9 protein-coding genes are annotated in these 15,983 nt (G+C 73.9%); 8 read left to right on the top strand and 1 reads right to left on the bottom strand.

The annotated features are described in order from the left end of the window. Positions 1 to 322: 322 nt before the first annotated feature. The 3 genes from J2S44_RS04655 to J2S44_RS04645 all read left to right on the top strand — a co-directional run bounded on the left by J2S44_RS04655 (position 323) and on the right by J2S44_RS04645 (position 3,908). Positions 323 to 466 (top strand): hypothetical protein, encoded by a 144-nt coding sequence (locus J2S44_RS04655; protein ID WP_310409306.1) that lies wholly within the window; start codon positions 323 to 325, stop codon positions 464 to 466. Positions 467 to 587: 121 nt separating this feature from the next. Beyond that, entirely contained in the window at positions 588 to 3,176 is a 2,589-nt protein-coding gene (locus J2S44_RS04650; RefSeq protein WP_310409305.1) for a hypothetical protein, read from the top strand. 99 nt (positions 3,177 to 3,275) lie between these two features. Further along, positions 3,276 to 3,908, top strand: a complete 633-nt coding sequence (locus J2S44_RS04645; RefSeq protein WP_310409303.1) for a GNAT family N-acetyltransferase — start codon at positions 3,276 to 3,278, stop codon at positions 3,906 to 3,908. A gap of 53 nt (positions 3,909 to 3,961) precedes the next feature. Here the strand turns inward: J2S44_RS04645 and J2S44_RS04640 are convergent, their stop codons facing one another. Continuing rightward, positions 3,962 to 5,362 carry a phenylacetate--CoA ligase family protein gene (locus J2S44_RS04640; protein ID WP_310409301.1) on the bottom strand — a complete coding sequence of 467 codons (1,401 nt, stop codon included), beginning with the start codon at positions 5,360 to 5,362 and terminating at the stop codon, positions 3,962 to 3,964. Between the two features lie 118 nt (positions 5,363 to 5,480). On the opposite strand from J2S44_RS04640, the gene J2S44_RS04635 reads away from it, so the two are divergent. The 5 genes from J2S44_RS04635 to J2S44_RS04615 all read left to right on the top strand — a co-directional run bounded on the left by J2S44_RS04635 (position 5,481) and on the right by J2S44_RS04615 (position 15,877). Continuing rightward, a complete protein-coding gene (locus tag J2S44_RS04635; RefSeq protein ID WP_310409299.1) occupies positions 5,481 to 8,258 on the top strand; it encodes an ATP-binding protein in 2,778 nt (925 codons plus the stop codon). 11 nt (positions 8,259 to 8,269) lie between these two features. After that, on the top strand, positions 8,270 to 11,008 hold the full coding sequence (locus tag J2S44_RS04630; RefSeq protein ID WP_310409297.1) for a helix-turn-helix transcriptional regulator: 2,739 nt from the start codon (positions 8,270 to 8,272) through the stop codon (positions 11,006 to 11,008). A gap of 55 nt (positions 11,009 to 11,063) precedes the next feature. After that, positions 11,064 to 12,902 (top strand): AfsR/SARP family transcriptional regulator, encoded by a 1,839-nt coding sequence (locus tag J2S44_RS04625; RefSeq protein ID WP_310409296.1) that lies wholly within the window; start codon positions 11,064 to 11,066, stop codon positions 12,900 to 12,902. Positions 12,903 to 13,054: 152 nt separating this feature from the next. After that, complete coding sequence (locus J2S44_RS04620) at positions 13,055 to 14,470, top strand: phenylacetate--CoA ligase family protein (protein WP_310409295.1); 1,416 nt, start codon at positions 13,055 to 13,057, stop codon at positions 14,468 to 14,470. Positions 14,471 to 14,542: 72 nt separating this feature from the next. Continuing rightward, positions 14,543 to 15,877: an amidohydrolase family protein gene (locus J2S44_RS04615; RefSeq protein ID WP_310409293.1), complete on the top strand. Its 1,335-nt coding sequence runs from the start codon at positions 14,543 to 14,545 to the stop codon at positions 15,875 to 15,877. Positions 15,878 to 15,983 lie beyond the last annotated feature (106 nt).

The raw sequence follows: 15,983 nt of genomic DNA, 5'->3' as shown, positions 1-15,983 counted from the left end.
GCCGTGGCCCGGCCGACGGCGCCGCACACGGCACGCGTGACGTGTGGGGCTGTCGGGGAGAACCGGTCGTGCCGTCGGCGATGCCGGGTGCCCGCGGTCGGCACCGGATGCCGTCGCGCGGGCGCGCGGTGACCACGGCTCCGGCCGGTGAGCGGGCCGTGGCCACCGCGCGCCCGTCCGCGTGGGCCCGGTGATCACCCAATCGGTGGCGGGTCAATGATCGGTCGACGTGCCCTCGACCGGCCGTGCGCCGGACCGCGTCGGCCCCTGTCGTCGCGCGGCGCCTATCGCACGTTGACGTCCGGGTGCTGCAGTGGCGGGTATGCGGACGGAGGCGCTGCTCGCGCTGGTGGTGATGGTGCTCGTGCTGACCGTGGCCGGTGCGGGAATGTACGCGGCGGCCATGGTCGGCCCCGGTGCGGCCACGCCGGGATGGTGTCTCACCCCGGTGTTGTGCCGCGGCTGACACTCGCGGTACACGCGGACGTCTGCCGTGACCCGCCGCATCCGGTCGCCCACGCGTGAGGGGACCGGATCCGATCGGACGGACGGAATGGATGCGCGGGATGGGACTGTTGCGTCGGCTCATGACCGCAGCGGGGCCGCTGGGTGCTCTGGGGTTGTTGTGTTTGCTGGCCGCGCTGCTGATCACCGGCCTGATGCGGGCGGTGAGCGAGCGGACCGACGTGGGCCTGGTGGCCGATCTGCCGCCGCGCGTACGGGATCTGCGCCTGGTGCACGACAGCGGTGGCGGGGAGACGGCCGACGTGGCGGCCGCGGAGGCCCAGCTCGACGGCCGTCGCGCGAGTTTCCCCGAGCCGTTGCCGGAGGTGCTGGCGCAGGGCTGGTTCGGCGCGCAGGCCGGACCGGCACAGATGAGCATCCCGGTCGACGGCGACTGCGAGCCGCCGGTGACGCTGCGTTTCCAGACCGGCACCCTCACGGCGTTGCGGTGGGTGGAGGGCAGGCCGCCCGGCCATCCGGGCGGTGAGGTCGAGGCGGTGTTGTCCCGCTCGGCCGCCGACGCGATCGGCGCCGAGGTGGGGTGGTCGTTCACGGTCGCCGGCACGGTACCGATCCGCATCGTGGGAATCTATGAGCCGCTGGACGCCGCCGACCCGGTGTGGGACGACTTCGCGGTCACCACCGTGCCGTGCGCGGACGCCGGCACCTTCACCCATCGCGTCACGCTGCTGACCGACCGGTCAGGACTGGCCGCGGCCGCGTCCCGCACCGGCGTGTTCCGCTACGACTGGCGGTACCGGACCGGGGACGCGCTCACCGCCGCGTCCGCGCCCACGGTCACCACGGCCGTCGTCGAGTCCCGGCGCCGGCCACCGCAGGGCACGGTCCTGGTCACCGGCCTCGACACCGTACTGGCCGACTTCGCCGCCCGGCTGCGCGCCGTGTCCGCGTTGCTCGCGGTCGTCCTCGCCGGTCTGGCCACCGCGCTCACCGGGCTGATCCTGCTGACCGCACGGCTGGCCGTGGACCGGCGGCGGGACGAGTTCGCGTTGATCCGCGCCCGGGGCGGCAGCGCAGCGGCGATCGCGGCCCGATGTCTGGCCGAGGTGCTGTGCGTCGTCCCGCTCGCGGTCGGCGCCGGATGGCTGGCCGGTACCTGCGTGCCGGGCCGGCCGGCCGCATGGGAGGTTCCGGCCGTCGTCGCCGTCGCCGTGCTCGGTGTCGCCGTCGTCCCGGTGCTGTCGGCACGGCCGGTGCCGCGCCACGCGGATCCGCTGCGCCGGGCCGCACTCGAGACGTTCGTGGTGCTGCTCGCCGCGCTCGGTGTGTTCCTGCTGCGCCGGCGCGGGCTGAGCCAGCAGTCCGGGGTGGACTGGTTCCTGGCGGCGATTCCCGCCCTGGTCGCGATCGCGGCGGCCCTGTCCGCCGCCCGTGCGATCGGACCGGTGTTGCGGCTGGCCCGGCGTGCGACGGCCCGCGTCCGCGGGCCGGTGCTGCTCCTCGGGCTCGGCCGGGCGGCACACGGCCGGCCGCTCGTGCGCGCTCCACTGGCGGTGCTGGTCGTAGCGGCGGCAACGGGTGCCTTCACCGCCACCGTCGCGTCGGCCGTCGACCGGGCGCGGGACCACCACGTGGACCTCGCCGTCGGCGGCGACTCGTCCGTCCACGGCCTGGCGTTCAGCGCGCCGACGGCGGGCCGGCTCGCAGTGCTGCCGGGCGTGCGCGGGGTCGCCGCTGCGTCGGTCGAGGCGGGGACACGGCTGCGCATCGACACCCCGACCGGCACCCGGGAACTGGTGCAGGCCCAGCAGATGGTGCTGGACGGCCCGGCCGCCGCGGCGGTTCTCGAGGCCGCCGGCGTGCGGTACACGCTACCGGCGTTCCTGACCGACCCGGCCGCGGACGGGTCGGGCCCGGTCCCGGCCGTCGTCTCACCCGCGATCGCCGCCGCGGTCGGCGAGGGGGCCCTCACCGACGTACGCGGTCGTCGGTTCGCGTTCCGGGTGGCCGCGGTCGCCGATACGTTCCCCGGATTCATACCCGGTGCCCGCGAGTTCATCGTGCTGCCCTGGCAGACCGTGCCGGCCGAGCCGATCGCCAACCGGTATCTGCTCGCCGGCGAGGCGGCTGACCCGGCCGCGTTGCTCCGTGTCGCCGACGACGGTCAGATCGGCGCGCTCGCCGTGGAACTCGGCCGTGAGCTCAGCCCGGCCGAACTGCCGGTCCCGAGCCGCGTCGTGATGGCCGGCGACCAGCGGGCCGCGCTCAGCCGTGGCGGCATTAACGGAGTGCTCAGCCTCGTCCACGCGGCCGGGGCCGCCGGTGGCCTGCTGCTCGCGCTGCTGGCCGTGGCGGTGTCGGTCACCGCGGACGGGGTGGCGCGCGGTCGGGCCCTGTCCCGGCTCAGGACCATGGGGATGTCCGTGAGTCAGGGGCGGACGGTACTCGCGATCGAGCTGTTGCCGCTGGTCACGGCGGCGGTGTCGACCGCGGCCGCGGTCGGCGGCGCCCTGCCCTGGCTGGTCGGGCCCGCCCTCGGCATGGCCGCGGTCACGGAGGGACTGGACATGCCGCTGCGCGCCGATCCGCGTCTGCTGGTGGCACTGCCGGTGCTGGTCGTGGCCACGTTGCTGTTCGCCCTGCTCGTCGAGGAGCGCCTGCACCGTGCTCGCGGTCTCGGTGCGACGCTGCGGTTCGGCGACGACCGCTGAACCGGGCCGGCTCATCGCCACCTCACCGCTCGCGGCGGCACGGCGGGGGCGGACGTCGATCGTCCGTGCCGTCGATGGAGACGGTATTGCTAACGAACGTTGACTCTCGTCCATTTCGATGAAGGGAATCGGGTTCCCGGCGGTACGGAGCCGACGGGACGGAACACTGGGGAGGATCACGGCATGGCAGCATCCGCGACGGCGGGCAACAGGACCGTCCTACTGACCCGCTCCGGCATTCGTGTCCTGCTGCGGAATGCCGGCGCCGGTGATCTGGAAAGCGTGAACGAGTTGCATGCACGCTGCTCCGTACGGTCGCGGGAGGGCCGCTATCTGCGCCGGCGGGAGACCTTACGGGTATCGGAGTGGCAGCGGCTGGTCGACCGCCGGCACGGACTGTGTCAGGTCGCCTTCGTCTCCCGGGCCGAGGACCGGCCGATCGGCTACGCGACCCTGACACCGACCGGCCGTCCCGGCGACTGGGAGGCGTCGGTGCTGATCGAGGACCTGTGGCAGAACAAGGGTGTCGGCACCGCGGTCGCCGGCCGTCTGATCGACCTTGCCGCCGAGAACGGGGTGCGATTCGTGATCACGCACGTGGCGGTCGGGAACCGCCCCGCGCTGTGGCTGTTTCGCCGGCTGGGAGCCGAGGTGACGGTCCGGCATGACCTCGTGGAGGCCCGCGTCGCCGTGGCCGGGCCCCGCGGGCGCACCACACCCGCGCCGCGCTGACGCCGGACGCCACCGCGGCTCGCCGGACAGCACAGGCGCGGCCACGCCGCGTGTCACCGTGACGGGTCGGGCCGGCTGTACCGGTGCTTGATGCCGGGTGGGAAGAACTCCGGGTCGTCCGCGGCCCGCAGTTCCACGTCGGGCGTCTGGTAGCCGGCCGGTACGTAGTGCGCGAACTCGTTGTTGACCCGCAGCAGCTCGGCACGGATCGCCTCTGCGGCGGCCCGGCGCCGCGTCTCGGTGCCCGAGGCGCCGCCGGCGACCTCGACGACGACGTTCAACCGCCGGTCCCGGTCCACGTCCTCGAGCGTGCGCAGCACGAACCGGCCGGTCGCCCAGTCGGCGATGCCGGGCTGCTCCAGCGCCACCGCCACGTCCTCGGGATAGACGTTGGCACCGAAGAACGACACGGTGAACATCGACCGGCCGAAGACGAAGACGAACGGCAGGTCCGCGCCGTCGCCGGGATCGAAGCCGTGGCCGCGGCACAGCGCGATCAGGTCGTCGTAGCCGATCAGCCCGCCCTCGTCGGCGATGTGGTAGCGGATCAGCGGCACCGTGCCGTCGGTGCTGAAGGCCAGGGTCCCGCCGGGAACCGTCTCGAACAGGTGGGTCGCCGGATCGAACTGGGCCAGGGTCGGCAGGCGTGAGTCGCCGAAGACGGCCGAGGCCAGGTCCGGCCGCCCGGCGAGGAACCGGCGGATGCGCACGCTCAACGGTGTCTCGGTGGCCAGCACACCGCCGTCCGCGGTGCCGTACATGTTGGCCACGTCCGACGCCGGATCGGTCATGCCGGCGCGCAGGCCGATCAGGTCACGCCACTGCTCGCTGATCACCTCACCGGCCATCACGATCTTGATCCGGTACGCCGCCCAGTCGACGCCGCGGGCCAGGCCGGAGTCGATCACGTTCTTCACGAACGGCGGATAACCGAGCAGCACCACCTGCTCGTAGTGGCCGCCGAGTTCGTCGACGACTCGCAGCACCTCGTCGATGTCGTTGCCCGCCGGGGCGACCGTGATCGGATAGCCCTCCGCCGCCAGCCGCCGGCAGATCCCGGCGACGTACATGCCACCGACCCAGTGACCGAGCGCGAAGCAGACCACGGCCAGCGTGGTGCGCTCGTCGGCGTGGAACGCGTCCCGGAGGATGTGCGCCATCCGGGCGGCGCCGCCGCGTTCGTCCCGTGCCGATCGCGGCCAGACCGTCGGGGTGCCGGACGACCCGGACGACAACGCGACGATGTCACCGCCGGTGACCCGGCCGCCCCGGCAGCGCTCGGGCAGGGGGTACCGATGGTGGTAGTCGGACTTGCTGGTCAGCGGTATCTGGTCGACGCTGACGACCGCGTCCGGATCCACGTCCCGGGCCAGCAGGAACTTCCGGTACGCCGGCACGTCGGACACCGTGTCCCGGAACAGACCGAGCAGGTCCATCGGCTTACCGTCACCCATCCCCGCGCCTCCCTGCCGACCGCGTTCCGGTGCCCGCATCATCCCGCCCGCCCCCGATGGACACCGGGTTGACGATACGTGAGCGGTTCCGGCCGGCCGTGGGCGTAGCATCGCGTCGATGGGGACGCCGCGACCGACGCAACCGGTGCTGCTGGGCCGGGAAGCCCACGTCGGCGTCATCGACACGGCGCTGAGCGCCGCCGGCACCCGAGGCGCGGTCGTCATCGTGCGCGGCGAGCCCGGCATCGGTAAGACCGCGCTGCTGTCCGTGGCCCGCAGGCATGCCGTTTCCCGGAACATGCGGGTCCTCGGCTGCGCCGGTGTCCCGATCGAGTCGGATCTGCCCTACTCCGGCCTGCATCAGCTGCTGCGGCCCATCCTCCGCCGGGACCCCGCGCTGACCGGTGTCCCGGCGCTCGCCCCGGACCTGCGCGACACGCTGCTGAACGCGGTCGGACTCCGCGACAGCACGCCGATCTCCCGTTACGACGTGAGCCGCGCGGTTCTGGCGTTGCTCACCGCCGAGGCGGCCGCGGCACCGGTCCTCGTCACCGTGGACGACACGCACTGGCTGGACCGGTCGACGTCGGAGGTGCTCGCGTCGTTCGCGCGCGGCCTGGCCGGGCACCGCGTCGTCCTGATCGCCACCCAGCGCGACGCCGTACCGGCCGGCCCGTTGGACGGCGTACCGGCGGCACACGAGCTGATCCTCGAAGGTCTCGCCACCGAGGACGCCACCGCGCTGCTGGCGACGCACGCGCCGCAGCTGTCCCCGCGCTGGCGGCAACGCCTGCTGGAGGTCGCCCGCGGCAACCCGCTGGCGCTCGCCGAGCTGCCGGCCGCGCTGCGGCACCACGACGAACCGGACGGCGACCTGCCGCTGACCGACCGGTTGGAGCGGGCGTTCGGGCTGCGGCTGCACGGGCTGTCGCACGCCACCCGGATGCTGCTGCTCACCGCCGCCCTGCACGACCGCGACGACCAGCACGAGATCACCACCGCGGCCGGCCGGGCCACCGGACGGGCGCTGCGCCCGGAGGACCTCCGGGAGGCGGTCGACGCCGGCCTGCTGGAGACCGGCGACGGCACACTGCGGTTCCGGCACCCGCTGATGCGCTCCGCGGTCCGCCGGTCCGCCACCACCGCGCACCGGATCGGCGTGCACGCGGCCCTGGCCCGGATCCTGGCCGCGGACCCCGACCGGCAGGTGTGGCACCGGGCCGCCGCAGCCCTGGCACCCGACGAGTCGGTCGCCGCCGAGCTCGAGCGTGCCGGCGCCCGGGCCGCGCAGCGTGGCGCTCCGGACACCGCGTCCGTGGCGCTGGAACGGGCGGCCCGGCTGAGCCCGGACACCACCGAGCGGGTACGGCGTCTGGTCGCGGCCGCCGACATCGGGTTCGGCGCCGGCGGCGGTCCCCGGTTCGCGCGCCTGGTGGCCGAGCTGGACGTGCTGGCGATCGATCCGGTGGACCGCGCCCGGCTTGCGTACTGGCAGGAGGAGCTGTTCCGGCGGGACTGGTCGGGCGACAGCGGGATCGCGGCGTCGATCGCCCTCACCGCCCGGCTGCACGCCGCCGGCCACCCGGAGCAGGCCGTCTCCGCCCTCGCCTCGTCGGCGGTGCGCGCCTGGTGGGCGAGCCCGGCCGCGCCGGCGCTCCGGCACCTGGTCGACGCGGTCCACGATCCCGCACTGCCGGCCGACGACGTCACCCGCGGCGCACTTCTGGCTCTCATTGCACCGGACGAGTACGCGAAGACCTTCCTCGACCGGTACGCGGCCGTGCGTGACGCGCCGCGTGTTCCGGCCGACGACCTGCGGCTCAGCCAGGCCGCCGGCGCGGCGGGGGACATGCCGGCGGTCATCCGGCTGCTCGACCGGGTGACGCCGGTGCTGCGGAGCCGGGGGCAGTTCGGCCTGCTCGCCCAGGCGCTGTCGTCGTACGCCTGGGCGAATCTGCACATCGGTCACCTGGACGCGACCCGCGCCGCGGCCGCCGAGTGCCGCCGGCTGTCCGATGAGGTCGGTCAGCCGCGCTGGGCGGTGATGGCCCGCCTGGCCGACGCGATCGTGGCGGGGCGGCGTGGTGATCGGCAGGCCGCCGAGTCGGCGGCGGCGGAGGCGGAGGCGGTGCTGCTGCGGAGCCGGGCACATCCGCTGCTGGCCAAGGTCGAGTTCGTCCGGGGCACCGCGGCGCTCGGTGCGGGCGACTTCGCACTCGCCCACGATCGGCTGTGGCGCATCTTCGACCCGTCGTCGCCGGCGCACCATCGGCAGATCCGGGCGTGGGTGCTGCCGGAGTTGGTCGAGGCGGCGGTGCGCAGCGGGCAGGTGCCGAGACTGAGGCCGGTGCACGCGGAACTGACCACGCTCGCCGACCGCACCGGATCACCCCTGCTGCGAGCCGCGGTCGTGTCCACCGCACCCCTGATCGCGGACGACCCGGCGTCCGCGTTCGACGAGGCGCTGACGTACGACCTGGCCGGATGGCCGTGGCACCGGGCGCGGCTGCTGCTGGCACACGGTGAACGGCTGCGCCGGGAACGGCAGGCTGCCCAGGCCCGCGGCGTCCTGCGCGAGGCGCACCGCATCTTCCGTGAACTCGGTGCGATCCCGTGGGCGGAGCGCGCTGCGGCCGAGGCTCGCGCCTGTGGCGAACGTGTCGGCGCCCGGGCGCTCGCCGAGCCGGGTGCGCTGACGCCACAGGAGCTGCAGATCGCCCGACTCGCCGCGGCCGGGTTGACCAACCGCGAGATCGGCGACCGGTTGCTGCTGTCGCATCGCACGGTCGGCACCCACCTGTACCGCATCTTTCCGAAACTGGGCGTGACCGCGCGCGCCGGCCTCGCCCGCGCACTGGAGGCCCACGACGGCAAGGCCGCGCCGCCGCCGCAGTAACATCCGTTGGCATGGCCTCAGCACTCGTCGGCCGGGCGGCCGAAATATCCGCGCTGATGGAGGCGCTGTCTCGGGCCATCGGTGGTGAGGGCGGAAGTCTGCTGCTGGTCGGGGACCCCGGGGTCGGCAAGTCGGCCCTGCTGGCCGAGGCTCACGAGCAGGCGGTCCGGCACGGAGCCCGAGTGGTCGGCTGCGCCGGCGTGCCGTCCGGCCGCGGCCGCGCGTACGGCGGCCTGCGCCAGCTGCTGCACCCCCTGCGTCCCGAGATCGGCGCGCTGCGGCCCGCCGCCCGTCAGGTGCTGCTGGCAGCGCTGGGCGACGGTGCGGACGGTGCCGGGACCACGCCGCAACGGGTGGGCCTGATCCTGTTGCAGTTGCTGACGGACGCCACGCAGCAGGACCCGATCCTACTGAGCGCCGACGACGTGCAGTGGCTCGACGATGCCACCTGCCAGGTGCTGGCCTTCGTGGTCCGGCGACTGACCGATGATCCGGTGCTGTTCGTCGCCGCGGCGCGCAGCACCGACCTGGCGGGCAACCCGCTGACCGAGTCTCAGTTCCAGGTGCTGCCGGTGGCGCCGCTGGACGACCGGGACGCGGCAGATCTGCTCGACGCACAGGCACCTGACCTGCCGGAGCTGGTCCGCGCGCACGTGCTGACCGCCGCCGCGGGCAACCCGCTCGCGCTGACCGAGCTGCCGCTGGTGGTGCGTGACGAGCGCGACCTGCTGGTCACCGAGGAACTGCCGTTGACCGAGCGGCTGGCCCGCACGTTCGGCGACCGGGCCGCCGGTCTGCCGGCGGCGACGCGGACCCTGCTGCTCGTCATCGCCATCAACGACGACGACTCGGTGGCCGAGGCGCTCACCGCCGCCGGCGAAATCACGGGTACGCCGGTGACGCTCGACGACCTGGCCCCGGCCGAGCTCGCCGGACTGGTCCGCAGCGGGGACGGCCGCATCGGATTCCGGCATCCCCTGATGCGGACGGCCGTCGAGCGGTCCGCGACCCCGGAACGTCGGCGGGCGGTGCACGCCGTGCTCGCCCGGGTCGCCGATGACGAGGAGCGCGTGTTGTGGCATCGGGCGTCCTCCGTTGCCGGGACCGATGAGCCGGTCGCCGCGAGCCTGGAGCGGCTGGCGGAGCGGACGGCCCGCCGCGGTGTCGGGGTCGCCGCCGCCCGTGCGCTCGAGCGCGCCGCAGAGCTGAGTCCGGACCCGAACGAGGCGGTCCGGCGCCGGGTCGCGGCGATCCACGCCTACGGATTCTTCGACTCGGGGTCTCTGGTCGACTTCGTCACCGAGTACGCCGACTCACCCGCGGTCGACCCGATCTCCCGGTGCCTGCTGCGCCTCGTGCGCGACTCCCTGTCCGAGGACAGCTGGTCCGGCGCGGCGGGCCTGATCGACGCCGCGGAGGTGATCCTGGAACACGGCGCCGACTACCCGGACGAGGCCATCAACCTGATCGAGTTACGCGGCACCCACGCCTGGTGGTCGGACCTGGACGACTCGCAGCGCCGGCTGGTGCTGCGGGCGGCGGAGTCGCTGCCGCTGGCGCCCGGCGACATCCGCCGGGCGATCATCACGGCCCGGATCGCGCCGTGGGAGCGGGGCCGGGCGATGCTGGCCCGGCTGGCGGAGCAGACGCCGGGCGCGCAGTCGGTGCAGCGGGACCTGTCCCTGGCGGAGACCGCGCTCAGCATCGGCGACGCGCCGACGTCCGCGGAGTTCCTGCGAGTGGTCGTGGAGCGGCTGCGGGCGGCGGGCCTCTTCGTCCATCTGCCGTGGGCGCTCGTGTTCGAGGCGTGGGCCGGTGTCCTGCTCGCCCGGCACCCGACGGCCATCGCCGCCGCCGGTGAGGCCGCGCGGATGGCGGAGGAGACGAGCGCTCCGCGCTGGCAGCTGACGGCGATGCTGGCCAGCGCTATGGTCACGGCACGGCACGGTGGAGTGGACGAGGCGCGGGCGGTGGCCGACCGGGCGGAGGCGGCACTCGTCAGAGCGGGTGCGACGCCGTTGATGGCCATGGTGCAGCTGGTGCGGGGCACGGCCGGACTGGCCGCCGGTGAGCCGGAGATCGCGTGCGACGCGCTGCTGCGGACGTTCGATCCGGACGGCGGCGCGCACAACCGCAACTCGCGGGACTGGGGACTGACCGATCTGATGGACGCCGCGGCGCTGACCGGCCGGCTCGACGAGGTTCGTGCCGTGCACGCGGAGATGTCGGCACTGGGTGCGCGGACCGGCTCACCGCTGCTGCTGGCGTCGGCCACGGCGAGCGCGCCGCTACTGGCCACGGATGATGCGGCGGAAGCGGCGTTCGAGGCGGCGCTGGCCTCGGGCCTGCACGACTGGCCGTGGCAGCGCGGATCGGTGCTGCTGCACTACGGAAGCTGGCTGCGGCGGCAGCGGCGCCGCGCCGAGGCACGCGGGCCGTTGCGCGCCGCCTATGAGCTCTACCGGTCGCTCGGTGCGATCCCGTGGGCGGAGCGCGCGGCCGAGGAGCTCCGTGCGACCGGGGAGAACGTCGCCGGGCTCGTTCGTCCGGCGACGCACGCGCTCACCTCGCACGAGTTGCAGATCGCGCACCTGGCGGCGCAGGGGCTGACCAACCGCGAGATCGGCGAGCGCTTGTTCGTCTCTCCGCGTACGGTGCGTAACCATCTGTATAACATTTTTCCGAAGCTCGGCGTCTCTTCCCGGGCTGAGCTCGCCGAGGTGGTGTACGCCACGGCCGGGAACGGCTGAAGATGGGTCACCTGACGTAAGCGCGTAGGGCGGGCCCGCACCTACGGTTCACCACATGACAGTCAGTGATCTACGGCCCGCCTCGTCGCGGACCAGGCTCCACGTCGTACGGCCGGCGGTGCAACCGGAGTGGCGGTTCGCCGTCCTCGGGCGGGTGCGGGCGTGGCGGTCGGGCCGAGAGGTCGAGATCGGTTCGCCGCAGCAGCGTGCGACGCTGGCCATGCTGGTCCTGCGCGAGGGCGCATCGGCGACATTGGACGAACTGATCGGTGGGTTGTGGGGCGAGGAACCCCCGTCCGCCGCGGTCGGGACCGTGCGCACCTATCTGTCCAGGCTCCGGCGGGTGTTGTCCCCGGAGCGCCAGGACGGCCTGATCCTGTCCGGGCGCAGCGGGTACCGTCTGCCGCTGGACCGGGCGGAACTGGACTTCGTCCGGTTCCGCGGGATGGTCGCCGAGGCCACGGCCGCGTCCGCCGAACGGCGTTTCGCGGACGCGGCACGCCGGCTGACCGACGGTCTCGCCCTCTTCGACGGCACGGCGCTGGCGGGGGTCCCGGGACCGTACGCCGGTGCACAGCGCGGCCGGATCGAACAGTTGCGCGGTACGGCAGACGAGGATCGTCTCGCCGCCGACATCGAGCAGGGCCGGTACGCCACCGCCCTGGCCGACCTGCTCCTGCGCATCGCCGCCGAGCCGATGCGCGAGCGCCTGCGCGAACTGCAGATGCTGGCCCTGTGGCGCGACGGCCGTCAGGCCGAGGCGCTGGTCGCGTTCCAGCACGCACGAGCCGTCCTCGCCACCGAGCTCGGCGTCGACCCGGGCCCCGGGCTCCGCCGGCTGCACGCCGAGATCCTCGCCAACGACACACCCGTCGAGAGCGGCGGTCCTCGGTCTCGCGTGCCGGCACAGGTGCCCGCCCCGCCATCCGACTTCATCGGCCGCACCGCGCTGGTGAACCGGATCGCGGCGTCGCTCGACCGGCCCGGCACGATGCCGGTGGTCGGCGTGGCGGGCCTGCCGGGCAGCGGACGAACCGCCGTGGCCGGCATGGTCGCGCAGCGGGTATCGCACCTCTTCCCGGACGGCGCGCTCTACGCCGACCTCGGCAGCGACCCGGCCGGGCCGGGGGAGGTGCTGGCCGGATGGCTGCGGGCGCTGGGCGTCCCGGGGTCCGCCGTCCCGGCCGCCCTGTCCGAACGGGCGGCCTGCTGGCGCACCGTGCTGGCCGGCCGGCGGGTACTGGTGGTCGTCGACGGTGCGGCCGGCGACACCGTACTCGGTCCGCTGCTGCCGGCGACTCCCGGCTGCGCGGTGCTGTTCACCACCGGCCGGATCAGCACCGTCACGGCCGGCGCCGACTGGCACCGGCTCGGCGCGTTCACCCCGGCCGAGGCACTGGACTACCTGGGCCGGCGGATCGGCCGTGACCGGGTGGCCGCACAGCCCGCCGCCGCGACCCGGCTGGTCGTCTCCCGGGGATGTCAGCCGCTCGCGCTGCGTGCCCTGGCCACCCGGCTCGCCGCACGCCCGGCCTGGACGCTGGCGGAGGCGGCGGACCGCCTGCACGCCGATGACGACGCCGCCGAACTGTATCGCCGGCTCGACCCGGTCCGGGAGTCCCTCGGCTGCGTCGCGGCCGACGTGCTGGCCACGACCGCCGGCGCCGCCGGCGACACGGTGACCGCGAGCCAGGTCGCCTACCTGCTGGGCTTGGTCGAGCGCGACGCGGAGGCGGCGCTGGACGAACTCGCCGAGCGACTGCTCGTCGAGGCGTTGCAGCCCGGCCGGTACGGCGTCGACCGGCTCATCCGGCGGTACGCGAGCCTGCGCCGGGCCCCGGACGTGGTGCGCCGGCTCGTCGCGACGGGCGGGGTCGCGGATGCGGTCGCCTGACCCGGCCGGCCAAGCGTTGTTGACCGTGCGTCTAGCGCCGCGGGATGTCCTGGCCGGGTGCGAACAGGCGGCGTACCCCCGCGGTGGGGCCGGTCCGGTTCGGCCGTGAGGCCCCGTGGTCCGCGTGCCGCCGCGTCGAGACAGGAGCTCTCATGCAGGATCCCGCTATGCCCGCCGGTGACCTCCCGGTCCTGGAGCTGTTCCGGGACGTGGCCGGCACCGTCCCGGCCTACCGGCGCTTCCTCCACGACCAGGGGGTCGATCCGGCCACCGTACGTGACCCGGCCGCGGTCCCGCTGATGACCAAGGCCGGTTACCTGGAGCGGTACCCGCTGGCCGAGCGGTGCCGCGGCGGCCGGCTCGACACGGCGTCGGTGGTGGCGCTGTCGTCCGGCTCGTCCGGGAAGGCGATGGTGTGGCCGCGCACGGCCGGCGACGAGGAGCCGGTCACGGCACGGTTCGCGCAGGTCTTCGGCGACGGCTTCCAAGCGCGGTCGCGCCGTACGCTCGCCGTGGTGTGCTTCGCCCTCGGCAACTGGGTGGGTGGCATGTACACCGTGGCGGCCTGCCGTCGCCTGGCGGACGACGGCTGGCCGGTCACCGTGGCGACGCCGGGCAACAACGTCGACGAGATCGTGCGGGTGATCGAGGAACTCGGCGGCTCGTACGACCAGACCGTCCTGCTGGGCTACCCGCCGTTCGTCAAGAACGTGATCGACGCGGGCCGGGCCTGGGGCGTCGACTGGCCGGCGTACCGCGTCAAACTCGTCCTGGCCGGCGAGGCCTTCAGCGAGCAGTGGCGGGACCTGATGGCCGACCGGGCCGGGATCGACGACCCGGTCAGCGGTGTGGCGTCGCTGTACGGCACGGCGGACGCCGGCGTGCTCGGCAACGAGACGCCGTTGAGCGTGCGCGTCCGCCGGTTCCTGGACCGGCGTCCGGACATCGCGTCGCCGCTGTTCGGCGACTCCCGGCTGCCTACCCTCGTGCAGTACGACCCGGCGGATCGCCGGTTCGAGCCGGGCCCGGGCCGGACGCTGACGTTCAGCGCCGACGGCACGGTCCCGCTGGTGCGCTACCACATCGCCGACGAGGGCGGCGTGCTGCCGCACGGCGAACTCCTCGGGCTGTGCCGCGCGCACGGGTTCGATCCGGGTGACGGACCGGACCTGCCGTTCGTGTACGTCTTCGGCCGGTCGATGTTCACCGTGTCGTTCTTCGGCGCCAACGTCTACCCGGAGAACGTCACGGCCGGCCTGGAGCGGCCACCGGTCAGCGACTGGGCGACCGGCCGGTTCGTGCTGAGTACGGCCGAGGACGCCGATCGTGACCGGGTGCTGTCCGTGGTGGTCGAGCTCGCGGCCGGGGAGAAGCCGTCGGCACCGCGGGAGCGGGCCGCCGGTCAGGCGATCCGCGCCGAGCTGCTGCGGCTCAACAGCGAGTTCGCGCACTACGTGCCGGCCGACCGGCAGACCCCCCGGATCGAACTGCGCCCGGCCGGCGATCCGGAGTTCTTCCCCGCCGGGGTCAAGCACCGCTACACCCGTGGCCATCGCGGATCTCGATGACCGCCATCGCCGTTCTCGCTCGGCGGGACCGCCGAACACGGACATTCTCGAACACGACGAAAGGAAGATCTGATGTCCCGCAAACTCATCCGCGGCGGCCACGTGCTGTCCATGGACCCCGCGATCGGTGACCACCCGCACGGCGACGTCCTGATCGAGGGCGGTGTCATCGTCGAGGTCGGCACCGGGCTCGACGTGACCGACGCCGAGTTCATCGACGCGAACGGCATGGTCGTCATGCCCGGCCTCGTCGACACCCACCGGCACACCTGGCAGGGCGCGCTCGCGCAGATCGCCACGGACTGGACGCTCAACGAGTACTTTACCCAGCTGCTCGGCCGCTTCTCACCGCTGTTCACGCCCGACGACGTGCGGGCCGGCACCGTCTTCGGCGCGCTGGAGGCGCTGGACAGCGGGGTGACCACGCTGTTCGACTGGGCGCACGTCATGAACACCCCGGAGCACGCGGACGCGTCCGTGCAGGCGCTGCGCGACTCCGGCATCCGGGCGGTCTTCGGCCACAGCATCCCCACCTCGGACCCGTCCTGGTACTACGCCAGCACCCGCCGGCACCCCGACGACGTCCGCCGGCTGGCCACACGGTACTTCAACACCACGGACCAGTTGGTCACGCTGGCGCTGGCCCTGCGCGGCCCGGAGATGTCCACGATCGACACCGTCGCCGACGACCTGGCGCTCGCCCGCGACCTCGGCGTGCGCTCGTCGATGCACGTCGGGATCGGGCTGCTCGGCGGTCAGCGAGCGATCACCCAGCTGCACGACCACGGGCTGCTCGGCCCCGACCTGATCTTCCTGCACGCCAACACCTCCACCGACGACGAGCTGAAGCTGGTGGCGGACACCGGCGGCCACGCCTCGGTCTCCGCGCGGGTGGAGATGATGATGGGGCACGGCTTCCCGGCCACCGGCCGGCTCCTGGAGGCCGGTATCCGGCCGTCGCTGTCGGTCGACGTGGTCGCCGGCGTGCCGGCCAACTTCTTCGACGAGATGCGCGCCGTGCTGGAGGCGGAACGGCTGCGCCGGTACGACCGGCTGCTCGCCCGCGGCGAGCAGCCGGCCTCGGTGCCGCTGACCAGCCGGCAGGCGATCGAGTTCGCCACCGTCGAGGGCGCCCGCACGTTGGGGCTCGAGGACCGGATCGGCACGCTCACCCCCGGCAAGCGCGCCGACGTCATCCTGGTCGACACGTCCCGCTCCGCCGTGCGGCTCGCCGGCCGGGACGTCACCGCCGCGGTCGTCTCCGCGGACGCGCGGGACGTGGACACCGTGCTGGTCGACGGCGAGTTCCGTAAGTACCACGGCGTCATGATGGGCAGCGACATGGCGTCGGTGCGGCAGCGGGCGGAGACCTCACGCGACCGGTTGCTGGCCACGCTGTCGGCCTGACGCCACCCGGCCCTCGCCACCGGACCGCCCGCACGCCCGGGCGGTCCGGTGGCGAGGGCCGACGTGTATCGCGGATCGCGATCGGCACCAGCGTCAAGTACGGGAG

The organism is Catenuloplanes niger (assembly GCF_031458255.1).
GTDB lineage: Bacteria > Actinomycetota > Actinomycetes > Mycobacteriales > Micromonosporaceae > Catenuloplanes > Catenuloplanes niger.
This window is presented reverse-complemented; position numbering and strand designations above follow the sequence as displayed.

What these genes read in the sequence shown, in the direction of transcription:
- J2S44_RS04620 (WP_310409295.1), top strand. Translation starts at nt 13,055, where the DNA reads ATGCAGGATCCCGCTATGCCCGCCGGTGACCTCCCGGTCCTGGAGCTG.
- J2S44_RS04635 (WP_310409299.1), top strand. Translation starts at nt 5,481, where the DNA reads ATGGGGACGCCGCGACCGACGCAACCGGTGCTGCTGGGCCGGGAAGCC.
- J2S44_RS04655 (WP_310409306.1), top strand. Translation starts at nt 323, where the DNA reads ATGCGGACGGAGGCGCTGCTCGCGCTGGTGGTGATGGTGCTCGTGCTG.
- J2S44_RS04630 (WP_310409297.1), top strand. Translation starts at nt 8,270, where the DNA reads ATGGCCTCAGCACTCGTCGGCCGGGCGGCCGAAATATCCGCGCTGATG.
- J2S44_RS04625 (WP_310409296.1), top strand. Translation starts at nt 11,064, where the DNA reads ATGACAGTCAGTGATCTACGGCCCGCCTCGTCGCGGACCAGGCTCCAC.
- J2S44_RS04650 (WP_310409305.1), top strand. Translation starts at nt 588, where the DNA reads ATGACCGCAGCGGGGCCGCTGGGTGCTCTGGGGTTGTTGTGTTTGCTG.
- J2S44_RS04640 (WP_310409301.1), bottom strand. Translation starts at nt 5,362, where the DNA reads ATGGGTGACGGTAAGCCGATGGACCTGCTCGGTCTGTTCCGGGACACG.
- J2S44_RS04615 (WP_310409293.1), top strand. Translation starts at nt 14,543, where the DNA reads ATGTCCCGCAAACTCATCCGCGGCGGCCACGTGCTGTCCATGGACCCC.